Consider the following 18,395-nt stretch of genomic DNA (forward strand, 5'->3'; position numbering starts at 1 on the left):
TTGCATTGTATATGTAAGATTACTCGACGCAGATGAACAAATACTTAAAATACGTGTGGTCTGCTTCTTTATTATATATATTTATAAGACTCACGGAAAAAAGATCTGAGCAGGCGGTCAGCTTGTTCCTTTTTATGTATGTGACCATTTTCTTATATGTCTTGTCTATTCCGGAAGTGTTGTGGTCGTGATAGCAGCTTATCGCTTTTCTGCTTGGGAGCGGGAAAGAATCAACATTATCCGCAGGCAAAAATGACAAAGTAATAATGTTGTTATATACGTAATCTCCTTTTATTAGGTCTTTATAATCGATAGTAACTCCCGAAGGGAATGCGGCAAAAGAAGAGTCGGAATTCGCCCTGGCCAGATGTGCGGAGATATCCTTGGCAACATCGGCGGCATGATAGGACGAAGATTTGTCTTTAACTTTTGTTGATGAAAAACTCATGTCCGGAATGATATCAAGAAACGGGACACCGGGTTTACAACCGTCATATTTTTCCAAGATCCAAAGGCCAAGATGAAGAGAACTTATCTTTTTATTGATAAGAAAAAGCTCACGTTGCATATCCAGTATTTTGGTGTTTACCAATTTTGAGATACTTTCTTTACTGGAATTGTGAATGGTAGTGCTGATCTCTTTTATCGAACAACCGGCTTTTCGCATTGTATTTATAAAGAAAAAAGAGCTGATCTGTGATGCGGAATAGTAGTGATAGCCGTTGTTTGGATCAACTCTCGGAGTCAAAATATTTTGTTCGTAATAATATCTGAGAGTATCTCTTGTCGTACCACATAGTTTTGCAAACTGGCTCACGCTCAGTGAATACTCTATATCTTCATCTTCGAAGTCACTAAATCTTGTCATAGAAACCTCCTAAAAAATGATAAAAAAATATCAAAAATGCACTTGACCTGGGGGTTACCCCCACGTTTATTGTAACAGAGAATTAAGTTAATACAATCTTATTTTCAGACAATAGGAAAAATAATTAAGAAAAGGGAGAAAAGAACATGAAAGATGTAAAAGCAACAATTGTACGTATAATCGCAGAGTACCTTGATAAGGAGGAGTCAGAGATCAAGACAACTGATACTTTTACAGAAATCGGACTTGATTCACTTGACATCATGGAACTTGTAATGCAGATGCAGGAAGAACTTGATTGCAAGATCGAACTTTCTCAGGAAATCACAACAATTGACAAACTTGCAGAGCTTATTGAGAAGCAGTAATCAGTGATCCGTTTGGAGGAATAAGAAAATGGAAAAAAATCCTGTTTGCGAAATGCTTGGGATTGAATACCCCGTAATACAGGGCGGAATGGCATGGATTGCAGATGCAAAGCTTGCCGCTGCCGTTTCAAATGCCGGTGGACTTGGACTTATCGCAGCGATGAATTCAAACGGCGAACAGCTCAGAGCCCAGATAAAAGAGGCAAAAAAGCTTACAGATAAGCCTTTTGGAGTAAATCTGATGCTTATGAGCCCTTATATCGACGAGGCTGTGGATGTTGTATGTGAAGAAGGTATTTCGGTTGTTACTACAGGAGCGGGAAATCCTTCGAAATATATGGAAAAGCTTAAAGGTGCAAATATAAAGGTTATCTGTGTTGTTGCCAGCGTTGCACTTGCCGTAATGGTTGAGCGCATGGGCGCAAGCGCTGTTATTGCAGAAGGCTGCGAGTCAGGCGGACATGTCGGAGAGACAACAACTATGGCGCTTGTACCTCAGGTTGTAGATGCAGTAAACATCCCTGTTATCGCTGCAGGCGGAATTGCCGACGGAAGAGGAATGGCTGCAGCATACATGCTTGGAGCAAAGGCAGTGCAGATGGGAACAAGATTCCTTACAGCAAAAGAGTGCGGCGTGCACGAAAACTACAAGGAAAAAGTTCTCAGCGCAAAAGACAGAGACACAATCGTTACCGGAAAGTCTCTCGGACATCCTGTCAGAGCACTTAAGAACAGAATGACCAGAGAATTTCAGGCAAAAGAGCTTGATCCCAATACTACAAGTGAAGAGCTTGAAGCAATGGGCGCAGGCGCATTAAGAAAAGCAGCTATAGACGGAGACGTAAAGTACGGTTCATGTATGTGCGGACAGATCGCGGGACTTGTAAAGAGCGAAGGAACCTGCGAAGAGATCATTAAGAGCATATACAGTGAAGCGATGGCACTTATGGGTGCTTGAAAAGTGGAGAAAATATGAAAAAAATCGCATTTTTATTTGCCGGTCAAGGGAGTCAGTACGCCGGAATGGGAAAAGACCTATATGAGAATATCACTGAAGTGAAGGAGTTTTTTGACACTGCCGAATCTGTAAGACCCGGAACACTTAACCAGATGTTTTCGGGAACGGAAGAAGAGCTGAAAAAAACAGAGAACACACAGCCTTGCCTTTTTCTGGCTGATATTGCAAGTGCAATCGCGCTTGAAAACAGCGGAATAAAAGCTGACGTGGTTGCAGGCTTTTCACTCGGAGAAGTTGTTGCTATGGGAATGTCAGGGGCACTTGCCAAAGATGACGCATTCAGACTGGTATGTAAAAGAGGAAAGCTCATGCAGGCAGCTGCAGATGCCAAGAAAGGCAGCATGATCGCTGTTATGCGAATGGATAAGAGTGAGCTTGAGTCATTATGCGATGAATTCGGAGTATATCCTGTCAATTACAATTGCCCCGGACAGATTGTTGTTTCCGGGGAGGAAGACAGGATTGAGAAGTTGAAAGGCGCTCTTTCCGAAAAAAGTGTGAGATTCGTGCCTCTCGCAGTAGGCGGCCCTTTCCATACACCATATATGAAAGAGGCGTCTTTAGGGTTACAGGAAGAGATAGAAAACGAAGAGTTATATAGCATAAACGGACCTGAGACTCCGGTATATGCCAATATGACAGCAAAGCCGTATCCCGTTGATAAAGAAGGCATAATCGATACTATTTCGAATCAGATATCAAACAGTGTTAAGTGGGAAGAGACACTTAATAACATGGCGGCTGAAGGAATTGACACCTTCATAGAATGCGGCCCCGGAAAGACACTTTCCGGATTTGTAAAAAGAACTGTTCCCGGAGCAAACATTTATAACGTAAGCGATATCGATTCTTTGAACAAAGTTGTAGAGGAGCTGAAAAAATAATGTTAAAGGGAAAAGTTGCTGTAATTACAGGCGGTACAAGAGGAATCGGCAACGCCATTGCGAAGAAATACGCAGAGAACGGTGCGAACCTTGCGATAATCGCTACAAAAGACAATGAAAAGGCGCAGGCCGCCATTGAAGAACTTAAGAAGAACGGTACAGATGTAAAGCTATATCTGTGTGATATAAAAAATGCCGATCAGGTAACTTCCGTATCGGAGGAAATTCTGTCAGACTTCGGCGGAGTTGACATAGTAGTAAATAATGCCGGAATAACAAGAGATAACTTGCTTCCGGGAATGAGCATTGCGGATATAGACGATGTTATTGACATTAACTTAAAAGGAACAATGTATGTAACACGCTCTTTTATCCGTAATTTTATAAAGAGAAAAGGTGGAAATGTTATAAATATCAGTTCTGTAGTAGGACTGATGGGAAATAAAGGTCAGGCAAACTATGCCGCTTCAAAAGCAGGAATAGTTGGTTTTACCAAGACTGTAGCTAAGGAATATGGCAGAAAGAATATAAGATGCAATGCCATCGCGCCCGGATATATAGCTACCGAGATGACAGCCCAGCTGTCCGAAGCTCAGACAGATGAGCTTAAGAAGCAGCTTCCGCTTGCAAGACTCGGAATGCCGGAAGATATTGCGGAACTTGCTTTGTTCCTTGCAAGTGAGAAATCTTCATATATCACAGGCGAAGTTATAAAAGTAGATGGAGGAATGTATGTGTAGAGTAGTTGTTACAGGAATGGGAGTAATCTCACCGGTTGGAAATGATATCGATACTTTTTGGGATAGCTTAAAGTCCGGAAAATGCGGCATTGACAAAATTCAGAGATTTGATGCTTCAGGACTTAAGGTTAGCCTTGATGCAGAAGTAAAAGAATTTGAGCCTAAAAAATATTATGACACCGTTCAGGAAATCCGTAAGTCAGATCTTTTCATGCAGTATGCAATGGCTGCTGCAAGACAGGCTGTTGAGCAGAGTGGAATCTTAGAGAGCGATCTTGATAAAGAGCGCTTTGGTGTATATATAGGATCCGGAATCGGTGGAATAAATACAACAATCCGTGAGACAAGAAAGCTTGATGAAAAGGGACCCGAGATGGTTTCTCCTTTCTTTGTCCCCATGATGATCAGTAATATGGCAGCAGGTGCCGTATCTATCAAATTCGGTGCTAAGGGGCCTACACTTCCTATCGTTACAGCATGTGCTACTTCAACACATACTATCGGTGAAGCATACAGAGTTATCAAGCACGGCTATGCAGATGCGATCATCGCAGGTGGAAGTGAAGCTTCCATAAACGAACTTGCTATGGCCGGATTCATCAATTGCCAGGCTCTCAACCTTTCAGAAAATCCTTCGGAAGGAAGCATTCCTTTTGATAAGAGAAGAGGCGGATTCGTAATGGGCGAAGGTGCAGGAATCCTTATCCTTGAGGAATATGAGCATGCAAAGAAGCGCGGAGCTAAGATCTACGCTGAGGTTGTAGGATACGGAAACACATCAGACGCTTATCACATCACTGCTCCCGATCCTGAAGGAGACGGCGCTGTAAGAGCAATTCAGGCTGCAGTTAAGGAAGCAAAAGTAAGCGATAACGACGAGATTTACTTCAATGCACACGGAACAGGTACACACCTTAACGATGCGATGGAGACAAAGGCAATCAAGAAGGTCTTTGGTAAGAAAGCTTATGACATCCATATCAGTTCAACGAAGTCTATGACCGGACACATGATGGGTGCAACAGGTGCCGTTGAAGCAATTGCGTCAGTTATGGCACTTAACGAAGGAATCATACCTCCTACTATCAATTACAAAGAGAAAGATGAAGAGTGTGATCTTAACTATACGGTAAACAAAGCTGAAAACGTTGATGTTGATTATGCGATCAGCACATCACTCGGATTTGGCGGACACAACGCATGTATAGCATTTAAGAAAGTTAATTGAGAAAGGGCAAATATGAGTTCATTAAAAGAGTACGGTGATCTTTTTTTAAGATTGAATTTAACAGAGCTTTCTGTCGAAGAAGGAGACTTTAAGATTCAAATGAAAAGAGAGAACTCCATCAAGACCGAGAGCGTAAAAGTAGTAGAAGCAGCACCGGTACAGAAGGAGAGTGCTCCGGCCGTTCAAGCTAAGGAAGATGCATCTGAGCAGGTTAGTGGAACACAAGTAAACGCACCACTTCTTGGAATTTTCTATGCTTCTGTAGGAGAAAAAAAGGCGATAAAAGAAGGCGACAAAGTATCCGAAGGAGACGTACTTTGCACCATCGAGGCAATGAAGATGATGAACGAAGTAAAAGCTCCCGTGAGCGGTGTTGTCAAGAAAGTCTGTGTCACAGACGGCGCGCTTGTTGAGTATAAACAGACACTTTTTGTGATTGAATAAGAGGAATTTATGGATAGAGAAGAATTGAAGAAGATATTACCTCACAGAGAGCCGATGCTCCTTGTTGATGAGGCGTATCTTAACGAGGATGGAACTGCGACGGGATATTACAACGTGCGCGGCGATGAGTACTTTTTGCAGGGACATTTTCCCGGAAATCCCATCGTGCCCGGAGTAATACAGTGCGAGATAATGGCACAATCTGCCTGCGTTCTTTTTGCCGATAAGATGGCAAACGGTGGAGTTATCCCTGTTTATACGGGACTTGATAAGGTTCGTTTCAGAAACATGGTTAAGCCCGGAGACAGGATCAGAGTCGACACTAAGGTAATAAGGTCTTTTCATCCCATGTATGTACTTCATGGGGAATTGACTGTAGATGGGAAAAAATGTATGAGCGGAGATTTTTCTTTTGCCATTACGGAAGTTGGAGAAAGAGAGGAAGCGTGACATGTTTTCTAAGATTCTTATAGCAAACCGTGGTGAAGTTGCCGTACGTGTTATCAGAGCATGCAAGGAAATGGGAATAGAGACCGTTGCGGTTTATTCCGATGCAGACAAAGACGCACTTCATGTAGAGATGGCTGATGAGAGCTACTGCATCGGCGGACCTTTAGTAAACGACAGCTATTTGAATATTAACGTCATAATTACGTTAGCTCAGGCAGTCGGAGCTGAAGCAATTCACCCCGGATACGGTATGCTTTCCGAGAATCCTGAGTTTGCAAGGAAGTGTGAAGAAAACGATATCGCGCTTATCGGCCCCGGTTCCGAAGTTATGGAGAAGATGGGGCAAAAAGAGATTGCGAGACAGATTGCTGTCAGCACGGGAGTTCCCGTTACACCCGGAAGCGACATCTTAGAGAGCAACAAGGCTGCGATCAGATGGGCAAAAGAGATAGGATATCCGGTAATACTTAAGGCGAGAGCCGGTGGTGGCGGAAAAGGAATCCGCGTTGTAAGAGAGGAAAGTGAATTAATACCGGCTTTTGAGCAGGTAAAAAAGGAAGCAAAGAGCTCTTTTGCAGATGATGCCATCTTCATGGAGAAGTATCTCGAGAATGTAAAGCATGTTGAGGTTCAGATTCTTGCGGACCAGAGAGGAAAAGTAATTGTCCTTGGCGACAGAGACTGCTCTGTTCAGCGCAAAAACCAGAAGCTCATAGAAGAGTGTCCTGCTCCGGTTTTATCTGACGAAACACGTAAAAAGATGTACAAAGCGGCTTCAGATCTTGCCAAAACGGTTGGCTATGTAACTGTCGGAACCGTGGAGTTTCTTGTGAAAGGGGATTCCTTCTATTTTATGGAAATGAATACCCGTCTTCAGGTTGAGCACTCCGTGACTGAGATGGTATGCGGCATAGACATAGTTGAGTGGCAGATAAGGACCGCGGCAGGAATAGATATTCCTTTTAATCAGGAAGATATCGCGCACAATAAACATGCAATTGAATGCAGGATTTGTGCGGAAAATTCAGTAGACTTTAGACCGTCTACCGGAAAGGTTGAGCTTTTACATATTCCCGGAGGAGTAGACGTGAGATTTGATTCGGCGCTCTATCAGAGCTATGAGGTGACTCCGTTCTATGATTCCATGCTTGGTAAACTCATAGTCTGTGCGGATACAAGGGACGGTGCGATCCGTAAGATGAAAAGTGCACTCTCAGAGTTTGTGCTTGTCGGTGTTGATAACAACAGAGAGATGCATATGAAGTTCATGGACAACGGCAAGTTTGTTGTCGGTAATTATGACACGGGAATATGTCAGAAGGTTTTGTAAACTATGGAATTAAAAAGTTTTTTTCTAAAAGCGAATAATGAGCTTGAATACGGTGATGTTAAACAAAAAAGCAGAAAAGTTACATGTAAGAGATGCCAGAAAGAAACTGCCGTAGCCAAGATAAGAAAAAACAATTTCGTATGTCCGAACTGCGGATATTATTTTCCTGTACGAGCAAGGCGCAGAATACTTATGCTCTCGGATAAAAGAAGTTTTGTGGAATTGTTCGGAGATCTTGAGTCAAAGAATATCCTTGATTTCCCAGAGTATGACAGCAAGTTGCAGTCGGCAAGGGAAAAGAGCCGTGAGAATGAGGGCGTTATCTGCGGTGTTTCAACGATTGGTGGCTACAGAACATGCATTTTTGCAATGGATGCAAATTTCATGATGGGATCCATGGGAGCGGTTGTCGGAGAGCGCATTACAAGTCTTTTTGAATATGCCACCGAAAAGAGCCTTCCCGTTATCGGAGTTACAGTCTCCGGCGGAGCAAGAATGCAGGAAGGAATGCTTTCTCTTATGCAGATGTCTAAGGTTTCCGCGGCGGTTAAAAGACATAACAATGCGGGAAATCTGTATATAAATCTTTTGACCAATCCTACGACAGGAGGCGTGGATGCGAGCTTTGCGATGCTTGCGGACATAACGCTTGCAGAGCCCGGAGCAAGGATAGGATTTGCGGGCCCCCGTGTTATTGAGAAGACTCTTAACAGAGCGCTTCCCAAGGGCTTCCAGAAAGCAGAAAGAGTTCTGGAATGCGGATTTATAGATGACATTGTAACAAGAGATAAGCAAAGGGATTACCTTGAAAAGATACTTAAGATTCACAACTGCTAAAGAAGAATACAAGAGGGCAGATATGAGAGATTATGATATCGTGCTCGGTGCACGAAGTGACAATCGGTACACGGCGGTTGATTATATGAACGCCGTTATCGGTGATTTTATTGAATTTCACGGTGACAGATACTTTGGTGATGACGGAGCCGTTATCGCAGGTATAGGAATGATAAAAGACATGCCTGTGACGGTTATCGGAATTGAAAAAGGTAAGAATACCGAAGACAGGATAGCTCATAACTTTGGAAGCGCTCATCCCGAAGGCTACAGAAAAGCCTTGAGACTCATGAAGCAGGCGGAAAAGTTTCACAGACCGATAGTGTGCTTTATAGATACAGCAGGTGCTTTCTGCGGTGTAGATGCGGAGGAACGCGGTCAGGGAAGAGCCATTGCCGAGAATCTGTATGAGATGTCAGATCTTCGAACACCCATATTATCAATAGTGATCGGTGAAGGTGGAAGCGGAGGCGCACTTGCTCTTTCACATGCGGACAGAATATGGATGCTGGAGGATGCGTATTTTAGCGTGGTATCACCTGAGAGTTGCGCGAATATCTTATGGAAAAGTACGGAAAAAGCAGATGTGGTCGCGGATGCTCTTTATCTTACGGCTGAGAAGCTGTACAAACTGGGGCTTATAGATAAGATTTGTAGCAATGATTCTTTTGAGAACTTAGAAAACGATATATATTCGGAGCTTAAGAAATTGTTGGCTACGGATATTGATACACTTACCGATGAAAGATATGAAAAATTCAGAAGAGTCGGATATTAGAGGCAAAGATGATTAACATATATCAAAAATACTATAAGGAAAAATGCGATAAAGACGGAAATATAGTAAGTATTGAAACGAGTTTTGATGATAATTTCAATTTCGCTTATGATGTGATAGACAAATTTGCCGAAGAATGTCCCGATAAGCTTGCTATGGTGCACAGAAGCATGGATGGCAGGGATACGAGATTTACTTTCGGTGATCTTAAAAGACTTACCAATAAAGCTGCAAATGCTCTTAAATCGCTTGGAATAAAGCGAGGGGATCCTGTAATGCTCCTTCTAAAAAGAAGATATGAGTTCTGGATCAGCATTCTTGCGATTCATAAGCTTGGAGCAATAGCTATACCTACGTCACATATGGTATCTTCCGAGGATATTAAAGAGAGAATTAATATCTCTGGAGCAAAGGCCGTAATCTGTGTTAATTCAGAGCAGATCTGTGATAAAGTGGAACGCGCCGTTTCAGGGCATGATGTCATTCAGATTGTAGTTGGAGACAGCTATAAGGATACAATCTCTTTTGCGGGAATCATGGAAGAAGCTTCTGAGGAACTTGACAGAATAAGTACCGATGTAAATGACAATATGCTTTACTATTTTACGTCAGGTACAAGCGGTGCGCCAAAGGCGGTAATACATGACTTTTCATATCCGATAGCACATATCTACACGGCTAAATGCTGGCACGGTGTGGAATATGACGGACTGCACCTTACGGTTGCCGATTCAGGGTGGGCTAAGTCTGCATGGGGCAAGCTGTATGGCCAGTGGTTTATAGGAACAGCCATAATGGTCTATGACTATGAGCAGTTCTATGCCGCAGATCTGCTGAAGCTTATCGCTGAGGAAAAGATATGCACGTTCTGTGCTCCGCCTACTATTTATAAGTATCTTATTCTGGAAGATATTTCCAAGTACGATCTTAGCAATTTAAAAAATGCGACAACTGCCGGCGAGCCGATGCCTGAAGAAGTAGCGGAAAAGTTTTTTGACATGACGGGAATCCGCATTCGCGAAGGGTTCGGCCAGACTGAAACCGCGCTACAGATATGCACACCTGTAGGCAAAGAGCAGATAAAGGGCTCCATTGGTGTATCGTCTCCTTTATATAAGGTGACTTTGGTCGATGAGGATAATAAACCTGTTGCTGTAGGTGAAGAGGGCGAGATAGTCATAATTCCCGAAGGGGACAAAAGACCTATAGGTATATTCAAGGGATACCTCGGTGATGAGGCATTATATAAGGAAGTTTGGCGCGGCGGCGTTTATCATACAAAAGATAAAGCTATCATGGATGAAAGCGGACATTTCTTTTTCCTGGGAAGAAATGACGATGTCATTAAATCGAGCGGCTACCGTATAGGACCTTCCGAAGTAGAGGACGTTATAATGTGCCACCCTGCGGTATTTGAGTGCGCTGTTACGGGATTTCCTTCAAAGAACAGAGGCGCCGTTGTAAAAGCGAGCATTATCCTCAAAGATGGCGTTGAAGATACAGGCAAGCTCGGAACTGAGATTCAGGAATTCGTAAAAAAGCGTGTTGCGATATACAAGTATCCCAGGATAATCAAATTCGTAGACGAATTACCAAGAACAAGCAGCGGAAAGATAAGCAGAGCCCGCATAAGGCAGGCGGATATAGCCAGACTAAACAAAAAGTGACCTTCATTTTTTATCAATATTTTATTTGAAATATATGTGCTTTTGTAGACATAATATATATATGGAAACTCTGATTAAATAAGTATTTTCTTAGACGGTTGTATTTCAGATAAGGAGACAAACTCATGAAAAAGAAGGTTCTTATAGCAGATGATACATCATTATTCAGAGAGATGATAAAAAATGCGCTTAGCGTAGATGAATATCAGATTGTTGGTGAAGCTGTTACCGGGGGCGAGGCAGTTGATATGTATAAAGAAAAGAAGCCCGATCTTATGGTTCTTGATATAAATATGCCTAAGATGAACGGGATAGATGCTTTGACTTCCGTGATGGAGTTTGATCCCAAAGCGCGTGTGATCATGTGTTCCGATCAGAAATATGAAGGAATGATAGTCATGGCGATAAAAAAGGGAGCCAAAGACTTCATTGTTAAGCCATTTAGCGCTTCAGATGTTTTGAAAGCGGTAAATAAGGCGTTTGAAGAGGAAGAAGAGTAATATAATTATAATAAGCGAGGCTATATAAAGCATGTAGCCTCGCTGTTTATTTGATTTTGACAGTTCTTTTACACTGGACAATAATAAAGTGCAATGTTAGAATACATGCATAAATCAACTGGAAGAGGGGCAATTATATGTTAAAGCAAATATCTATTTATGCAGAAAATAAAAAAGGATGCTTACAGAATGTTACAGGGATTCTTTGCCAAAACGGAATCAATATCCTTGGATCTGTAACTAATGATTCTGCAGAATATGGAATAATAAGAATGGTTGTTTCAGATCCTGAAAAGAGCATCGAAGTACTCAGCAGCGCAGGCTACATTTGCAAGACAACTCCTGTTCTTGCCGTTGAGTGTCAGGATGAAGTCGGATCTTTGGATAAAATCTTAAAGACCTTATTTGACAGCAATATAAATGTAAATTACACATATCTTTCTTTTAACCGTGATTCAGGTCTTCCTATTATGGTGATACATACAGATGACATTGCACAGGTTGAAAACATCCTTATTAATAGAGGCTATAATTGCATCTGATATAAGATATAAATTATAATGGTATTGTAAGTAAATATGGTAATAAGATTTAGGTTGTTTTGTTGTTTGCCGATGGGCTCATAGGAGGGTACACATGCAAGGATACAAAAAACTTGAATACACCGGAAATACTGACGTAATTCTTCGTTATACAAAGGGACATTTCATAACCCCTAATTCCCATGTTAATTACTATATTGATCTGTGTGATACCAAAGCAAGAATGAAAGAGGCTCGTGCGGCCGGTGAATCGCTTGCTGAGATGTACATGTCTTCCGATGTTATCGATACGATCCTGTGTCTTGACGGAATGGAAGTGGTTGGCTCATACATGGCCAATAAGCTTACCGAGGCAGGAATATTATCCATGAATTCCCATAAGTCCATGTACATTACGGCACCCGAATACAATGTCAACGGTCAGATGATGTTTCGTGAGAACAATCAGCACATGATAAATGAAAAGAAGGTGCTTATCCTTATCGATTCAGCAACGACCGGAAAGACCTTAAAGAGCGCTCTTGAGTCTATTAGATTTTATAAAGGGGAAATTGTTGGAATATCCGCGATCTTCTCTTTAGCTACTCAGATCGAAAACATTCCGATCCGTGCGTTGTTCACGGTGCGTGATCTTCCGGATTACTCAACTGCTTCGCAGGACTCGTGCCCTCTGTGCAAAAGCGGAGTTCCTGTTGATGCAATCTGCAATGGATTTGGATATTCAACATTATAGAAAAAATAAGGCTCGTCATAGCGACGAGCCTTATATTATGCGTTATTCTCTTTTTCTTCTTCGAGTTTTTTAATAAGCTTATCTATTTCTTCTTGTGATAACATAGTAGAACTATTACTTACTTCTGCCATTCCAATCCCTCTTTTCTCAAATTTAAAACCAAAAAACCAATCGATATATTTATATCACACGATTAATCATAAAGAAATCGATTTAATAAAACTTTCAATTTTTCCACAAATGAACTAATTAGTTAATGGGATTTGTGATTTCTTTTTGGACAATTTGCTGATTGGAATGAAATAATATTTCTTCCAGATAGTAGTGACATCTGCTATTATTCTGAATATGACAAAGCTTGCTCATATCTTTGACCTTTTTTCATTTACATCATATTATTAATTTATAGATGTTTTAAAGATGTAAAAACGTTTAATGAGGGGCGTATATGAGAATTCTGATCGCAGAGGATGAGGTTGCAACGGCGAAAGCGCTTAAACTCCTGATGGAGAAAGCGATGTACTCCGTGGATATTGTGCATAACGGAGATGATGCGTGGGATTACATACAAGAGGGTTCGTATGAAGTAATCGTGCTTGATATTATGATGCCGGGAAAAAGCGGGCTTGAAGTTCTGTCGCTCATAAGGCAGAACGGAATCAGGACGCCTGTCCTGCTCCTTACATCCAAGGCTGAGATAGAAGACAGAGTGGCAGGGCTTGAAGCGGGAGCCGATGACTATCTTCCGAAACCTTTTGCCACAAGTGAACTGATTGCAAGGGTTAAGGCACTCGGACGAAGAAGCGACAACTACAACGATTCTGTTCAGAGTATCGGTAATATAGTTCTTGACAGTAACAAGTATGAAATGAGCGTTGGTAAAAAGAGTGTCAAACTTACCAACAAGGAGTTTCAACTTATCGAACTGTTTGTCCTTCATCCGGGACAGGTCTTTTCAACAGAGCATTTGATGGAAAAGATATGGGGCTATGATACGGAATCTGATGTAGATGTGGTATGGACTACCATAGGGTATGTTCGAAAGAAGTTAAGGCAGATCAAAGCCAATGTGGAAATAAAGACAATGCGTGGCATCGGATATGCACTGGAGGTGACCTCATGCTGAAAAGAATGCGTTACCGTGTGATAATCGCAGCAATGGCAGCTTTTTTGGCAGTAATACTTATGGTTGCCTTTCTTGTGAATCTGATAAATTATACCGTTGTCACAAAGCGGCTTGATGAAACTATTTATTACATTCAGGAATTTGAGGCGGGAAATCCGCAGATGCCACCCGGAATGATACCGGGGCAGCCGGGGCCGGAAGGAAATCCACCAAGCCCGGACGGAACTCCGCCGGGACCGCCGCCTGATGGCCCTTTTCAGAATTCTCCCGATGCGGAAGCGGGCTATATGACGCGATTTTTTATTGCACGACTAGATAGTAGTGGTATTGTCATGTCAACATCGCTTGATTTTGTCGCATCAGTCGATGCTTCCGGAGCAAAGCAGCTTGCCGAACAGGTTTACTCGGGCAAAAAAGAACGTGGATATATAAAAGAATTCAGATTTGGAAAAGCTAAACTGGGAGATTCCACGGTGATAGTTTTTCTTAATTCCATGAGAGAGCTGCAATTTATGCACACACTAAGGTCGCTGACGATTGCGGTTTCGATTGTAAGTCTTTTACTTGTATTTATATTGGTAGTTCTTTTTTCAAACAGGGCGATACGCCCTATAGCCAAAAATATCAGCAGGCAGAAGCAGTTTATCACGGATGCAAGCCATGAACTTAAAACTCCGCTCACATCAATAAGTACAAGTCTGGATGTTCTTAGTATGGAACATGAGAATGACGAGTGGATAGATAATATCAGAAAGCAGACGGGAAGAATGAGTAAGCTTGTAAGCGAACTTGTTCAGCTATCGAGGCTTGATGAAGATATTCCGCTTCCCGACAAGGAACATTTCTCCTTGAGTTCGGCTGCCTGGGAAATATTCGAGGTGTTTGAAGTTCAGGCCAAGGCAAGTGAAAAGAATTTTTCCGCGGATATTCAGGACAATGTGAATATTTACGGTGACAAATCGGCAATTCATCAGATGCTGTCGGTGCTTATTGATAATGCGATAAGATACTCCGATGAAAACGCAGAGATCAGATTAAGTGTATATAAAAAGAAAAACAAGGCGATAATTGAGGTATTTAATACATGCGAATTAAGTGCGATACCTGATACGGATAAGTTGTTTGACCGTTTTTACAGACCCGATTCATCAAGAAGTACGGAGACGGGCGGTACCGGTGTCGGACTTGCAATCGCTAAGGCTGCGGCAGAAGCCCATGGCGGCACGATAAGTGCGGAGTGCCCAAGCGGTAAGACAATGACGATAAAAGTTATAATTTAAGCAGGTTAAGAGAAGTCGAAAAGGGGCTTCTCTTTTTTTACGATTTTTTAAATTGTTTTTCAGGTTCATTTCAGGTTGGGAATATATTATGGCTTCAAGATGATAAAGAAGGGAGAAAAAGAGGATAGTGGAAAAGCATTACAGACATGAACTCAAATACAGTATTTCTTATTCCGAGTACATAGCAATGCGAAACCGGCTCAGAAATATAATGATCTCCGATCCACATACAAATTCGGAAGGTCTTTATCAGATCAGGAGCATATATTTTGATAACAGTGATGACAAAGCACTTCGAGAGAAGATTGACGGCATACAGAAACGTGAGAAGTTTCGTATCAGGTATTACAATGATGATTTTTCTTTTATAACACTTGAAAAGAAAATGAAGATCAACGACCTGTGTCTTAAATATGATGCAAGGATAACCGAAAGCGAGTGCAGAATGATTCTTGACGGCAATCTTGAATTTATGAAAGACAGTCCGCATGAACTGGTAAAAGAGCTGTATGCAAAGATGAGATATCAAAGACTTGTTCCGAGGGTTTTGGTTTCGTATGTACGCGAGCCTTATATATATAAAGCAGGTAATGTCAGGGTTACATTCGATTCGAGGATAAGAACAACGCTATATAGCAGGGAGTTTCTGACAAGGGAGGTCAGGGACATAAGTGCGACGGATAACCCTGAGGATATGATACTTGAAGTGAAATACGATGCATTTTTGCCATCGGTGATACAGGACCTGATACAGGTTAATAACATAACCAGACAGGCATTTTCAAAATACGGCGCATGCCGTAGATTCGGATAAAAAAATTTAGATACACAAATCTGTTCATTTGAAGGAGGAAATAATAATGTCATTTAACGATATTTTTAAATCAAGTTTTTTGGAAAGCGTAACACAGTTTTCTGTTGTTGATACATTGATAGGAATGGCCTTTGCGCTGGCTATAGGATTGTTTATTTATCTGATCTATAAAAAGACATTTAGCGGAGTTATGTATTCTACAGGCTTTGCAATGACTCTTGTAGGACTTGCTCTTGTAACCAATCTTGTGATCATGGCGGTTACATCAAATGTTGTACTGTCACTCGGTATGGTCGGAGCACTTTCTATTGTGCGTTTCCGTACAGCCATAAAAGAGCCTATGGAAATAGTATTTTTGTTCTGGGCACTTGCTTCCGGAATTGTAGTTGGGGCAGGAATGATCCCTCTTGCTGTGATCGGCTCTGTGATAATTGGAATTATACTTGTTTTGTTTGCCAACAAGAAGGTCTCAAATATTCCGTATATCCTTATTGTCGACTGCTTTGACGAGAGAGCGGAGGAGAAGGTATACAGCATTATTAAAAAAGAAGTGGATAAGTTTATCGTAAAATCTAAGACTGTTACCGACGACGGAATTGAATTTACTGTTGAGGTACGTACAAAAAATGCGGCAACAAGTTTTGTAAATCGTGTGAATGATGTTAACGGCGTATCAAGCGCTACGCTTGTTGCTTTTAACGGCGAGTACATGAGTTGAAGTTATATAGGAGGGCCTTGTTATGGCTACGAACAAGCATATTGATAAAATTGTGATGGTCATCATGGCCGTAGCTGTAGTGATATGTCTGCTTGCCGGATTGATCGTTGGAAAAAGTAATAAATATGCGGAAAACGCGAACATTTTAATGGAATATCCAAGCAAGCTTTTTAATACAGATGAAGCAATAACTATAAACATCAAAATGGATGAAGAAGAATGGAATAAGATGCTGGAAAATGCGATGTCCGAGGAATACTACACCTGCGATGTCGAGATATGTGGCGAAACATTTAAAAATGTTGCGATTCGTCCCAAGGGAAACACATCCCTTTCGTCAATAGCGATGAACCCGGATACCGACAGGTACAGCTTTAAGCTGGAGTTCGGTCATTTCATAGAAGGCCAGACTTGCTTTGGACTTGATAAGCTTATTCTAAACAATAACTACGCTGACGCCACCAATATGAAAGAGGCGATCATATATGACATGTTTAACTTTATCGGAGCAGATTCGTCATTGTACAATTATGCATCTGTATCACTAAACGGTGAGTATAAGGGTGTATATCTTGCATTGGAAGCTGTTGAAGAGAGCTTCTTGCTCCGAAACTACGGAACCCAGAACGGAGAGCTTTATAAGCCCGAAAGTATGGGAATGGGCGGCGGAAGCGATAATAAACCCAAATCCGAACAGGGAGCAAAATCGCAACAAGGTCCGGGAGGCGGAATGCCACCGTTTGGTGAAGACGGCAAACCGGATTTTGGCGATTTTAATCCGCAGGAGATGCCTGACATGGAGGGCGATACCCCCGGAGAACCTCCACAAATGCCTGACATGGAAGGCTTTGATCCTGCTAATATGCCATCACCTCCCGGCATGGAAGGTGATGATTCAAACAATCCTCCAACACCGCCGGATGGTATGAATGGTGCTGGTTCTGCTAATTCTCCAACACCGCCGGATGGTATGGAAGATTTTGATCCCGACAATCCTCCGTCACCTCCCGAAGGAATGGAAGGTGGTGGCCCTATGATGGGCAAAGGAGGCGCGAATCTTAATTATATAGATGACGACCTTGACAGCTATTCGACTATATGGGACGGCGAGATAACAGAGACTGCAGACGGCGATCATAAAAGAGTGGTTAAGGCGCTTAAGAATATAAGTGAAGGAACTGACATAGAGAAATATCTTGATGTCGATAATATTCTTAAGTACATGGCTGTACATACTTTTGCGGTAAATCTGGACAGCCTGTCCGGAAATATGGCACATAACTATTATCTTTATGAGCATGATGGACAGTTGAATATTTTACCTTGGGATTATAATCTTTCGTTTGGCGGAATGTCAGCCATGGGAAGAGGCGGAGAAGACAGCGATAAAGGAACCGAGATGATAAACGATGCGATAGATACTCCGTTCTCGGCAACAGATTTCTTTGATGCATTATTGGAAAATGATGAATATCTGGAAAAATACCATGAGTATCTGAGACAGCTTGTAGAAGAGTATATCGATGGCGGAAGATTCGAGGAAACTTATAACAGGATCAGAAGTCAGATAGATACACTGGTTAAAGAAGATCCGACTGCATTCTACAGCTATGAAGAATATGAAACGGCATGTGAAATGCTGTATAAAACAGTGGAGCTCAGAGCTGAAAGCATTAAAGGACAGCTTGACGGTACAATACCTTCAACCGACGAAGGTCAGAAACAGGATTCATCTGCTCTCATCGACGGTTCGGAAATTGATGTCAGTGCAATGGGACAATTCGATATGGGCGGTCCCGGCGGTGATAAAAAAGAAGGAGAATCAGAGTCGCAAGACTCACAAGATAACAATGCCGTAAAACGTCCTAAGCGGGAACGCGGCAATGGGCAGCAGGGGCAGATGCAACCACCTAATGGATTCGGACCTATGGAAGACAGGAACAATTCAAAGGCAGATGTAAAAAAATATGCTCTGTTTGGACTGTATGTTGCGATTATGGCAGGAGCACTTGTATTTATAATTAAATATAAAAGACGAAAGTTCTAAAAATATAAGAGGGAAACGCATTA

The 18,395-nt window shown here is 41.9% G+C and carries 20 protein-coding genes; 19 read left to right on the forward strand and 1 reads right to left on the reverse strand.

What is annotated here, in order from left to right; translation table 11 throughout:
• Positions 1 to 19: 19 nt before the first annotated feature.
• A complete protein-coding gene (locus BM398_RS06665; RefSeq protein ID WP_092336973.1) occupies positions 20 to 868 on the reverse strand; it encodes a MerR family transcriptional regulator in 849 nt (282 codons plus the stop codon).
• Between the two features lie 146 nt (positions 869 to 1,014).
• Here BM398_RS06665 and BM398_RS06670 point away from each other — a divergent pair, with 146 nt between their 5' ends.
• The 19 genes from BM398_RS06670 (at position 1,015) to BM398_RS17125 (ending at position 18,372) form a co-directional block, all read left to right on the forward strand.
• The gene (locus tag BM398_RS06670; protein ID WP_026513845.1) at positions 1,015 to 1,236 is read left to right on the forward strand and encodes an acyl carrier protein; all 222 of its coding nucleotides are present in this window, start codon (positions 1,015 to 1,017) and stop codon (positions 1,234 to 1,236) included.
• A 28-nt stretch (positions 1,237 to 1,264) separates the two neighbouring features.
• Positions 1,265 to 2,194, forward strand: coding sequence for an enoyl-[acyl-carrier-protein] reductase FabK (gene fabK / locus BM398_RS06675; protein ID WP_092336974.1), 930 nt, complete (start codon positions 1,265 to 1,267; stop codon positions 2,192 to 2,194).
• 14 nt (positions 2,195 to 2,208) lie between these two features.
• Positions 2,209 to 3,138 (forward strand): ACP S-malonyltransferase, encoded by a 930-nt coding sequence (fabD, locus tag BM398_RS06680; RefSeq protein ID WP_092336975.1) that lies wholly within the window; start codon positions 2,209 to 2,211, stop codon positions 3,136 to 3,138.
• Positions 3,138 to 3,878: a 3-oxoacyl-[acyl-carrier-protein] reductase gene (fabG, locus tag BM398_RS06685; RefSeq protein WP_092336976.1), complete on the forward strand. Its 741-nt coding sequence runs from the start codon at positions 3,138 to 3,140 to the stop codon at positions 3,876 to 3,878. Before fabD ends, fabG begins: the two co-directional genes overlap by 1 nt.
• Positions 3,871 to 5,106, forward strand: coding sequence for a beta-ketoacyl-ACP synthase II (gene fabF / locus BM398_RS06690; protein WP_092336977.1), 1,236 nt, complete (start codon positions 3,871 to 3,873; stop codon positions 5,104 to 5,106). Before fabG ends, fabF begins: the two co-directional genes overlap by 8 nt.
• Positions 5,107 to 5,118: 12 nt before the next feature.
• Positions 5,119 to 5,550 carry an acetyl-CoA carboxylase biotin carboxyl carrier protein gene (locus BM398_RS06695; protein WP_092336978.1) on the forward strand — a complete coding sequence of 144 codons (432 nt, stop codon included), beginning with the start codon at positions 5,119 to 5,121 and terminating at the stop codon, positions 5,548 to 5,550.
• Between the two features lie 9 nt (positions 5,551 to 5,559).
• The gene (gene fabZ / locus BM398_RS06700) at positions 5,560 to 6,000 is read left to right on the forward strand and encodes a 3-hydroxyacyl-ACP dehydratase FabZ (RefSeq protein WP_026513850.1); all 441 of its coding nucleotides are present in this window, start codon (positions 5,560 to 5,562) and stop codon (positions 5,998 to 6,000) included.
• Between the two features lies 1 nt (position 6,001).
• Complete coding sequence (locus BM398_RS06705; RefSeq protein ID WP_092336979.1) at positions 6,002 to 7,330, forward strand: acetyl-CoA carboxylase biotin carboxylase subunit; 1,329 nt, start codon at positions 6,002 to 6,004, stop codon at positions 7,328 to 7,330.
• Positions 7,331 to 7,333: 3 nt separating this feature from the next.
• A complete protein-coding gene (locus BM398_RS06710) occupies positions 7,334 to 8,167 on the forward strand; it encodes an acetyl-CoA carboxylase carboxyltransferase subunit beta (protein ID WP_092336980.1) in 834 nt (277 codons plus the stop codon).
• A 22-nt stretch (positions 8,168 to 8,189) separates the two neighbouring features.
• Positions 8,190 to 8,945, forward strand: a complete 756-nt coding sequence (accA, locus tag BM398_RS06715; protein WP_092336981.1) for a carboxyltransferase subunit alpha — start codon at positions 8,190 to 8,192, stop codon at positions 8,943 to 8,945.
• Between the two features lie 8 nt (positions 8,946 to 8,953).
• Positions 8,954 to 10,612: an AMP-binding protein gene (locus BM398_RS06720; RefSeq protein ID WP_092336982.1), complete on the forward strand. Its 1,659-nt coding sequence runs from the start codon at positions 8,954 to 8,956 to the stop codon at positions 10,610 to 10,612.
• A gap of 125 nt (positions 10,613 to 10,737) precedes the next feature.
• Positions 10,738 to 11,112, forward strand: coding sequence for a response regulator (locus BM398_RS06725; protein WP_092336983.1), 375 nt, complete (start codon positions 10,738 to 10,740; stop codon positions 11,110 to 11,112).
• Positions 11,113 to 11,249: 137 nt separating this feature from the next.
• The gene (locus tag BM398_RS06730; protein ID WP_026667161.1) at positions 11,250 to 11,654 is read left to right on the forward strand and encodes an amino acid-binding protein; all 405 of its coding nucleotides are present in this window, start codon (positions 11,250 to 11,252) and stop codon (positions 11,652 to 11,654) included.
• Between the two features lie 94 nt (positions 11,655 to 11,748).
• Positions 11,749 to 12,387: a type I phosphoribosyltransferase gene (locus BM398_RS06735; protein ID WP_026667162.1), complete on the forward strand. Its 639-nt coding sequence runs from the start codon at positions 11,749 to 11,751 to the stop codon at positions 12,385 to 12,387.
• Between the two features lie 448 nt (positions 12,388 to 12,835).
• On the forward strand, positions 12,836 to 13,513 hold the full coding sequence (locus tag BM398_RS06740) for a response regulator transcription factor (RefSeq protein WP_092336984.1): 678 nt from the start codon (positions 12,836 to 12,838) through the stop codon (positions 13,511 to 13,513).
• Positions 13,507 to 14,793: a sensor histidine kinase gene (locus BM398_RS06745; protein WP_139233791.1), complete on the forward strand. Its 1,287-nt coding sequence runs from the start codon at positions 13,507 to 13,509 to the stop codon at positions 14,791 to 14,793. Before BM398_RS06740 ends, BM398_RS06745 begins: the two co-directional genes overlap by 7 nt.
• Before the next feature lie 127 nt (positions 14,794 to 14,920).
• Entirely contained in the window at positions 14,921 to 15,607 is a 687-nt protein-coding gene (locus BM398_RS06750) for a polyphosphate polymerase domain-containing protein (RefSeq protein ID WP_330390559.1), read from the forward strand.
• A 46-nt stretch (positions 15,608 to 15,653) separates the two neighbouring features.
• Entirely contained in the window at positions 15,654 to 16,325 is a 672-nt protein-coding gene (locus tag BM398_RS06755) for a DUF4956 domain-containing protein (RefSeq protein ID WP_092336987.1), read from the forward strand.
• Positions 16,326 to 16,347: 22 nt separating this feature from the next.
• A complete protein-coding gene (locus BM398_RS17125) occupies positions 16,348 to 18,372 on the forward strand; it encodes a CotH kinase family protein (RefSeq protein WP_175531868.1) in 2,025 nt (674 codons plus the stop codon).
• Positions 18,373 to 18,395: the final 23 nt, after the last annotated feature.

It is taken from the genome of Butyrivibrio sp. M55, from assembly GCF_900116865.1.
GTDB lineage: Bacteria > Bacillota > Clostridia > Lachnospirales > Lachnospiraceae > Butyrivibrio.

Coding starts and splice junctions, on each gene's coding strand:
- BM398_RS06730 (WP_026667161.1), top strand. CDS start 11,250: ATGTTAAAGCAAATATCTATTTATGCAGAAAATAAAAAAGGATGCTTA.
- fabG (WP_092336976.1), top strand. CDS start 3,138: ATGTTAAAGGGAAAAGTTGCTGTAATTACAGGCGGTACAAGAGGAATC.
- BM398_RS06725 (WP_092336983.1), top strand. CDS start 10,738: ATGAAAAAGAAGGTTCTTATAGCAGATGATACATCATTATTCAGAGAG.
- fabF (WP_092336977.1), top strand. CDS start 3,871: ATGTGTAGAGTAGTTGTTACAGGAATGGGAGTAATCTCACCGGTTGGA.
- fabZ (WP_026513850.1), top strand. CDS start 5,560: ATGGATAGAGAAGAATTGAAGAAGATATTACCTCACAGAGAGCCGATG.
- BM398_RS06710 (WP_092336980.1), top strand. CDS start 7,334: ATGGAATTAAAAAGTTTTTTTCTAAAAGCGAATAATGAGCTTGAATAC.
- BM398_RS06740 (WP_092336984.1), top strand. CDS start 12,836: ATGAGAATTCTGATCGCAGAGGATGAGGTTGCAACGGCGAAAGCGCTT.
- BM398_RS06755 (WP_092336987.1), top strand. CDS start 15,654: ATGTCATTTAACGATATTTTTAAATCAAGTTTTTTGGAAAGCGTAACA.
- accA (WP_092336981.1), top strand. CDS start 8,190: ATGAGAGATTATGATATCGTGCTCGGTGCACGAAGTGACAATCGGTAC.
- BM398_RS06695 (WP_092336978.1), top strand. CDS start 5,119: ATGAGTTCATTAAAAGAGTACGGTGATCTTTTTTTAAGATTGAATTTA.
- fabK (WP_092336974.1), top strand. CDS start 1,265: ATGGAAAAAAATCCTGTTTGCGAAATGCTTGGGATTGAATACCCCGTA.
- BM398_RS06705 (WP_092336979.1), top strand. CDS start 6,002: ATGTTTTCTAAGATTCTTATAGCAAACCGTGGTGAAGTTGCCGTACGT.
- BM398_RS06665 (WP_092336973.1), bottom strand. CDS start 868: ATGACAAGATTTAGTGACTTCGAAGATGAAGATATAGAGTATTCACTG.
- BM398_RS06745 (WP_139233791.1), top strand. CDS start 13,507: ATGCTGAAAAGAATGCGTTACCGTGTGATAATCGCAGCAATGGCAGCT.
- BM398_RS17125 (WP_175531868.1), top strand. CDS start 16,348: ATGGCTACGAACAAGCATATTGATAAAATTGTGATGGTCATCATGGCC.
- BM398_RS06735 (WP_026667162.1), top strand. CDS start 11,749: ATGCAAGGATACAAAAAACTTGAATACACCGGAAATACTGACGTAATT.
- BM398_RS06720 (WP_092336982.1), top strand. CDS start 8,954: ATGATTAACATATATCAAAAATACTATAAGGAAAAATGCGATAAAGAC.
- BM398_RS06670 (WP_026513845.1), top strand. CDS start 1,015: ATGAAAGATGTAAAAGCAACAATTGTACGTATAATCGCAGAGTACCTT.
- fabD (WP_092336975.1), top strand. CDS start 2,209: ATGAAAAAAATCGCATTTTTATTTGCCGGTCAAGGGAGTCAGTACGCC.